The organism is Sinomonas flava, assembly GCF_039531875.1.
GTDB lineage: Bacteria > Actinomycetota > Actinomycetes > Actinomycetales > Micrococcaceae > Sinomonas > Sinomonas flava.
On sequence record NZ_BAAAQW010000004.1, the window covers coordinates 198,631 to 205,393 of the forward strand.

Genomic DNA, 6,763 nt, shown 5'->3' on the forward strand with positions numbered 1-6,763 from the left:
CGGCCTCGCCCCGGGCGTCACCTCGCGTCGGGCCGGTGCCCCTGCTTCGCCAGCTGGATCTGCTCGTAGACGTGGTGCCGGAGCTCGGTGAAGCGCGGCAGGGCACGGGTCTCGAGCTGGTCGCGCTCGGCGGGCAGGTCGATCACGAGGTCCTCCTGCACCACCGTCGGCGAGGACGAGAGCATGATCACGCGCTGGCCCAGGTACACCGACTCGTCGATATCGTGCGTGACGAACAGGACCGTGACGCCGAGGTCCTTCCAGATCCGCCGGATGAGGTCCTCGAGGTCGGCACGGGTCTGGGCGTCGACTGCTGCGAAGGGCTCGTCCATGAGGAGCACCTCGGGCTGGTACGCGACCGCACGCGCGATGGCCACGCGCTGCTGCATGCCGCCCGAGAGCTGCCACGGGTACGACCGCGGGACGTGGGCAAGGCCCACGGCCTCGAGGGCCTGGCTGACGAGCTTCTCCCGCTCGGCTTTCGGAACGCCGGCGTTCTTGAGCGGGAGCTCCACGTTGTCCTTGACGCGCAGCCACGGGAACAGGGACCGGCCGTACTCCTGGAACACGACAGCCATCTTCTTGGGCGGCCCCGTGACCTTCTTCCCGTCCAGGACCACCTCGCCCTCGGTCGTGGAGAGCAGGCCGGCGATGCACTTGAGCAGGGTGGTCTTGCCCGAGCCGGACGGCCCGACGATGCACGCGAGCTCGTTGTGGCCGAGGTCGAACGTGAGGTCTCGGACGGCCTCGACGGGGCCGGCGTCCGTGCGGTAGACCTTCTTCACGCCGCGCACGGAGAGGAGGGCCTCGCCCTCGGGGAGGGTGCGCCCGCGGGGGACGGTCTGGGTCTGGTCAGGCTGCATTCTCTACCTCTTTAAGGCCGTTGTACCAGCGGAGGACGATCCGCTGGATCCACTGGAAGATGAGCGACATGGCCACGCCGATGAGGCCCAAGACCACGATCCCGGACCACATTTCGGGGATCGCGAAGGAGCGCTGGAACTGCACGATGGTGAACCCGAGGCCGGATGAGGATGCGAACATCTCGGAGATCACCATGAGAATCAGGCCGATCGAGAGGCTCTGGCGCACACCGGCGAAGATCTGCGGCGCGGCCGAGGGCAGGATCTGGTACCGGACCCTGCTGAAGCCCGTGATCCCGTAGGAGCGGGTGGTCTCGTTCTGCACCGGGTCGATGGCGCGGACGCCCTCGATGGTGTTCAGCAGAACCGGCCACACGCAGCCCGACACGATCACGGCGACCTTCATCGAGTCGTTGATGCCGACGATGAGCATGAGCACCGGGACGAGCACGGGCGGCGGGATGGCGCGGAAGAACTCGAAGACCGGTTCGGTGAGCGCCCGCAGCACGGGGCTCAGGCCCACGAGCAGGCCGAGCACGATGCCCAGGACGATCGCCACGGCGAGTCCCGCCAGGAGCCTCAGGATGCTGGGGAGCACGTCCGTGAGGAGCCTGTCCCCGAACCAGGTGGCCGGGAACTTCTCGACGAGCGCGCCCGGTGTGGGCACGAAGAAGTTCGGGGCGCCCGAGGTCGCCGCCCACCACAGCGCGATGAGCAGGACCGGGAGCCCGATCCCGTAGAGGAAAGCCTTGAGGATCTTCATGCCGCGACCTCCCCGCGGATCGACGGATGCCAGGCCAGGACGCGCCGCTCGACCCACCGTGCGGCGAGGTTGACGAGGACGCCGAGCAGGCCGGTGGCGAGGATGAGGGCATACATGCCGGAGATGGCACCGCCGGACTGTGCGAGGGCGATCTCGCGGCCGAGGCCGGGGGAGCCGATGACGAGCTCGGCCGTGATCGCCAGGATCAGCGCCACCGAGGCGGCCAGCCGCACGCCCGTCATGAGGTACGGCAGCACGGTTGGGAACACGACGTCGCGCACCCGCTGCCACCACGAGAAGCCGTAGCTCTTCGCGGTGTTCATCGCCACGGTGTCGACGTCCGCCACCCCGTACAGGACCTGGATGAGCACCTGCCAGAAGCTCGCGTACACGACGAGCATGAGCGTGGACTCGATCTTGATGCCGAACAGCAGCACCGCGAGCGGGATGAGCGCGACCGACGGGATCGGGCGCAGGAACTCGATGGTCGAGTTCGTGGCCCGCCGCAGGAACGAGAACATCCCGATCACGAGGCCCAGCACGGTGGCGAGCACGACGGCGATCGCGAGGCCGACGGCCCACGCCGACATCGTGTCCGCCACGGCCTTCCAGAACAGCGCCAGGCCGAAGTCGTTCGCGAGCGCGGCCAGCACCTCCGAGGCCGGGGGGAGGTACTTCGCCTGGATGATTCCGCTCGCGGGCGCCAGCTCCCACAGCGCGAGGAAGGCGAGGATGCCCACGACGCCGAGCACCGGCGTCTTCCACCCGCGCCGCCCTCCGCCGGCCCGCGGCTTCGAACGCCGCGGGGCCGGCAGGGACGCCGCGGGGCGCCCGCTGGCCTGTGTTGCCTCGGTGCTCATCGCGGCAGGAGGTCGTCGAGGTTCACGGGCTTGCTGAGGGTGCCGTACTTCTGCGCGGCGTCGCCGAGCTTCTGCACGGCCGCGCGGTCAAACGCGCTGCGGTACAGGGGCAGGTTCATCTTCGCGCGCGTCGCGGCGTCGATCTTCGTGTATGTGCCCACGATGTCCCGGACCTCCTGGGGGTGCTCCTGCGCGTACTCGAGGGACTTGTTCATCGCGCGCGTGAACTTGCCGACGAGCTCGGGCTTGTTCTTCGCGGTGTCCCCACTCGTGAAGTACCCCGCGATGTCGAGCTTCGGGTCGAACTCCACGAAGTTGTTGCTGATCACCCGGTCGCCCGCCTCGACGCCTGCGGTGCGGAACGGGTCCAGGATCCACGCGGCGTCGACCACGCCCTTCTCGAGCGCCGCCTGGGCGTCGGGGAAGGCGACCTCGACGAACTGGACGGTCGACGGGTCCCCGCCCGCCTTCTCGACGACCGACTTGACCGTCGTGTCGCCGATGTTGGCGAGGTTGTTGACGGAGACCTTCTTGCCGGCGAGGTCCTTCGCGGTCTTGATCGGCGAGTCAGCCTTGACGAGCACCGCGCCGAACTCCTTGGCGGGGTCGCCCGTGGAGGATGCGCCGTCGGCCACGAACCGCATGTCGAGGCCCTTGTCGCGCGCGACCATGACGGAGATGAGGTTGGAGAACGCGAAGTCGTAGCTGCCGGACTGCACCCCGGGCACGATCGCCGAGCCGCCGGTGGCGGTCTGGATGTCGAGGTCGAGGCCCTCCTCGGTGAAGAAGCCCTTGGACCTGCCGAGCCAGATGGGAGCGGTGTCTACGATCGGGATCACTCCGACCGTGATCTTCTGCGTCTGGCCGCCTCCGCCTCCGGCGGCGGTCTGCGACCCGCCGCTGGGGGAGCCCGAGCCGCAGCCGGCGAGGGAGAGGATGGTGAGCGCTGCGGCTGCTGCCGTCGCGATGCGCTTCATCATGGGTGTGTTCCTTTCAGGTCCCCGGGTGCGGGCGGGGCTACTTGACGAGGAGGGAGTCGACTGAGGGCTGCTTGGAGACGAACTTGTACTTCTGCATGAGGCTGCCGAGATCGGTGAGCTGCTTCTCGCGCAGTTCTGCGGACATCTCCTCCATGTTCAGCTTCTGCGCGGCGGCGGCGTCCATCTTGAGGAAAGTGCCGGCGGAGGCCTTGAAGCCCTGCTGGTCCTTCTGCACGGCGTCAAGCGTGGTCTGCATGGCCTTCTTGAACTTCTGCACGGTGTCAGCGTTGGACTTGGCGAAGTTGCCGGAGGTGAACGAGACCATCGTGGGCAGCCCCGGGATGACCTCCTGGTAGGGGTAGCCGAGGAGCCGGTAGTTCGGGTCGCTGAGCATCTTGCTCATGAACGGCTCGGGGACCCACGCCGCGTCGATGTTGCCCCGATCGAGCTGCGCCTGGGCGTCGGGGAACGCGACCTCGCTGAATTTGATGGCCTTGGGGTCTGCGCCCTCCTTGGCGGCGGACTCCATGATGGTCAGGTCACCCTGCGTGTTGACTGCGTTGACGGACACCGTCTTGCCCGCGAGGTCCTTCCAGGACTGGATCGGCGAGTCCTTCTTCACGATGACCGCCTCGATGTCGTTGCCGCTGGCGATCGAGTTCGAGAAGCCCGTGACGATCTTCATGTCGAGCCCCTTGTCGGCGGCGACGAGCACGGAGAGCGGGTTGCCCACGGCGAAGTCCATGCTGCCCGACGAGACGGCCGGCAGCATGGCAGCGCCGCCCTGACCGGTCTGGAACTGGACGTCGAGGCCTTCCTGGGAGAAGTAGCCCTTCTCGACTCCATACTGGACCGCGGCCGAGGGCGCGATGCTCAGCAGGCCGACGGTGACCTTCGTGAGCGATCCCGAGCCGCCCTGCTGGCTGGCTCCGCCGCTCCCCGACGGCGATCCTGACCCGCACCCCGTGAGGGCGACGGCGACGACGGCGGCTCCGGCGAGCGCCTTGGCAACAGTCTTCAACATGTCTCAGCTCCCTGTTGGGGGTGCCGGGTCACCGTTGGCCCGATGTGATCCACCCCACGTAAAGTGCACACTATCTTCAATCATTGAGAACATCAACTATTGATCATTCGGAGCGCTTGTGCTCCTCCAGTGCCGTGTGGCCCTAGACCGCCACGTCGCGCCGCCGGAACGCGACCACCGCGAGCACCGCGAGCACCACGGCCGTCCCGAGGGCGATCCAGGCACTCGGCCAGTCCACGCCGTTCACGAGGGGGTCATGCCCCGAGTACTGGTAGAGGGGCGAGTACTTCTGGACCGGCTTGAGCCAGTCGACGACTCCGCCGAGCCCGTTCACCACGTACGCGAGCACGGCAAGCGCGGCGGGGAGCCCCTTGCTCAGGCCCGCTCGCCCCGTGGCCGCGGAGAGGGCCAGGCCGAGCGCGCCGAACACGAGTCCGAGGAGTGCCAGATGGCCCATGGCCGCGAAGACCTTGTCCGCGGGGAGGTCCATCCCGGTCCACGAGCCTTCGACCATGAGCGAGGCTCCCATCGTCGCTGCGAGGAAGACGGTGCCCACGGCCATGGCCGCGGCCTTCTCCAGCACGATCCGGGTCCGGCTGAGGGGCGTGGAGAGCAGGAGTTCGAGCGTGTGGTGGTCTTCCTCGCCCGCGACGGCGGCGACGCCCGTGCCGATCGCGTACAGGAGGACGACGATGGGCCCCATGAAGGACAGGAGCTCGATCTTGATGTAGCCGGTCGGCGTCGACATGTCCGCACCCGACATCGCGAACAGGCTGCGGAGCGCCTCCGGCATCTGGTCGAGGAACGCGTTCATCGATGGCTGGTCCCGGATACTGGGCCATATCGCCGCGTACATCGCCACGAGGACGGCGATCGCGACCGCCCAGCCGGCCAGTGCCCGCAGCTGGTCACGAAGCGTCTTGAGGAACACGCTGGTCAGCATGGTCGGCCCCTCCTCCGTAGTAGGTCAGGAACATCTCGTCGAGCTCGGCCTCCGCGCACTCGAAGTCGATCACGGGGTGGGCGCTGACCCTCTTCAGGAGGGCGTCGAGGGCTGACTGGGGAGCGCTGCAGGTCATGGAGTGGGTATCGACGGCGAGGTCTCGCACGTCGGGAACGCCCGCGAAGTCCTCCGGCCTGACCTCTGCGCTGAACGATGCCCTCACGTGGTGCAGCGACTTCTGACTCAGGTCCGCGAGCCTCTCCACCGCGACGAGCCGCCCTTCCCGCACGACGCCGATCCGGTCGGCGACGCGCTGGACCTCCCCGAGGATGTGGGAGGACAGGAGGATGCTGCCGCCGCCGGCGGTGTGCTCGCGCAGCATGGCATGGAATTCCCTCTGCACGAGCGGGTCCAGGCCGCTGGTCGGCTCGTCCAGGATGAGCAGCCGCGGCTGCGACATGAGGGCGAGCACGATGGCGAGCTTCTGCCGGTTGCCCCGCGAGAGCGTGCGGCTGCGCTTGGCGAGGTCCAGGCCCAGCCTCCCAGCCAGCGCGCGGGCCAGCGCATGGTCCTTGCGGCCGCGCAGGCGGCTCAGGTACTCGATGTGCTCGTGGCCCGTGAGCCGGGGGTAGAGCGACGGCTCCCCCGGGACGTACCCGACCAGGCGGTGCACCTCCACGGCCCGGTCCCACACGTCGAGGCCGAAGATGGCCGCGCCGCCCGCCGTGGGGCGGATCATCCCGAGCAGGAGCCGGATGGTCGTGGTCTTCCCCGCCCCGTTGGGGCCCAGATACCCGAACACCTCGCCCGGCTCTATCGAGAAGCCCATGCGGTCGAGGGCCACGGCGCGCCCGAATCTCTTGGTCAGAGCGTCAATCACGACGGGCTGGTCTGCACGCATGCGGCCAGTATCAGCAGCCGCAGTAGGGCCGACCAGAGGCCAAAGGACCGTCTGCCGCCCGACCCCGGGGGTCAGATGGGCCCTGTGCGCGACGTGCGCACCCGAGCGCCTGTTGAAACCGCCTCTTAAATGCAGGGAGCCCCCCGGCGGGTGCTGGGGGGCTCGACCTGGTGGTGTTGTCCGGCGGTGTCCTACTCTCCCACACCCTCGCGGGTGCAGTACCATCGGCGCTGTGGGTCTTAGCTTCCGGGTTCGGGATGGGACCGGGCGTTTCCCCCACGCTGTGACCGCCGTAACCCTGTGTCCCGTCCTGGCCCCCCGGGGTGGGGGGGTGGTGGGAAGCGTGTGGTCACGGTGTGTTCTCCGTGCGGTGTATTCGGTTGTGGGTGGTGCCGGGGTTTGTTGTCCGGGGACCGTATGGTGGACGCG

At 68.3% G+C, this 6,763-nt stretch carries 7 protein-coding genes and 1 rRNA gene; all 8 read right to left on the reverse strand.

Features of this window, described 5'->3' with window-relative positions:
• Positions 1-17 precede the first annotated feature (17 nt).
• The 8 genes from ABD298_RS08520 to rrf all read right to left on the reverse strand — a co-directional run bounded on the left by ABD298_RS08520 (position 18) and on the right by rrf (position 6,629).
• Positions 18-863 (reverse strand): ABC transporter ATP-binding protein, encoded by an 846-nt coding sequence (locus ABD298_RS08520; protein ID WP_344299251.1) that lies wholly within the window; start codon positions 861-863, stop codon positions 18-20.
• Complete coding sequence (locus tag ABD298_RS08525; protein ID WP_344299252.1) at positions 853-1,626, reverse strand: ABC transporter permease; 774 nt, start codon at positions 1,624-1,626, stop codon at positions 853-855. Before ABD298_RS08525 ends, ABD298_RS08520 begins: the two co-directional genes overlap by 11 nt.
• Positions 1,623-2,486 (reverse strand): ABC transporter permease, encoded by an 864-nt coding sequence (locus ABD298_RS08530; protein ID WP_344299253.1) that lies wholly within the window; start codon positions 2,484-2,486, stop codon positions 1,623-1,625. Before ABD298_RS08530 ends, ABD298_RS08525 begins: the two co-directional genes overlap by 4 nt.
• On the reverse strand, positions 2,483-3,466 hold the full coding sequence (locus ABD298_RS08535; RefSeq protein ID WP_344299254.1) for an ABC transporter substrate-binding protein: 984 nt from the start codon (positions 3,464-3,466) through the stop codon (positions 2,483-2,485). The genes ABD298_RS08530 and ABD298_RS08535 overlap by 4 nt, the downstream gene beginning before the upstream one ends.
• Before the next feature lie 37 nt (positions 3,467-3,503).
• Positions 3,504-4,490, reverse strand: a complete 987-nt coding sequence (locus tag ABD298_RS08540; RefSeq protein WP_208710536.1) for an ABC transporter substrate-binding protein — start codon at positions 4,488-4,490, stop codon at positions 3,504-3,506.
• Between the two features lie 142 nt (positions 4,491-4,632).
• Positions 4,633-5,433 (reverse strand): ABC transporter permease subunit, encoded by an 801-nt coding sequence (locus ABD298_RS08545; protein WP_344299256.1) that lies wholly within the window; start codon positions 5,431-5,433, stop codon positions 4,633-4,635.
• Complete coding sequence (locus ABD298_RS08550; protein ID WP_344299257.1) at positions 5,399-6,334, reverse strand: ABC transporter ATP-binding protein; 936 nt, start codon at positions 6,332-6,334, stop codon at positions 5,399-5,401. The genes ABD298_RS08545 and ABD298_RS08550 overlap by 35 nt, the downstream gene beginning before the upstream one ends.
• A 178-nt stretch (positions 6,335-6,512) precedes the next feature.
• A 5S ribosomal RNA gene (gene rrf, locus ABD298_RS08555) occupies positions 6,513-6,629 on the reverse strand.
• Between the last annotated feature and the right edge of the window lie 134 nt (positions 6,630-6,763).

Coding starts and splice junctions, on each gene's coding strand:
- ABD298_RS08545 (WP_344299256.1), bottom strand. CDS start 5,433: ATGCTGACCAGCGTGTTCCTCAAGACGCTTCGTGACCAGCTGCGGGCA.
- ABD298_RS08550 (WP_344299257.1), bottom strand. CDS start 6,334: ATGCGTGCAGACCAGCCCGTCGTGATTGACGCTCTGACCAAGAGATTC.
- ABD298_RS08525 (WP_344299252.1), bottom strand. CDS start 1,626: ATGAAGATCCTCAAGGCTTTCCTCTACGGGATCGGGCTCCCGGTCCTG.
- ABD298_RS08535 (WP_344299254.1), bottom strand. CDS start 3,466: ATGATGAAGCGCATCGCGACGGCAGCAGCCGCAGCGCTCACCATCCTC.
- ABD298_RS08520 (WP_344299251.1), bottom strand. CDS start 863: ATGCAGCCTGACCAGACCCAGACCGTCCCCCGCGGGCGCACCCTCCCC.
- ABD298_RS08530 (WP_344299253.1), bottom strand. CDS start 2,486: ATGAGCACCGAGGCAACACAGGCCAGCGGGCGCCCCGCGGCGTCCCTG.
- ABD298_RS08540 (WP_208710536.1), bottom strand. CDS start 4,490: ATGTTGAAGACTGTTGCCAAGGCGCTCGCCGGAGCCGCCGTCGTCGCC.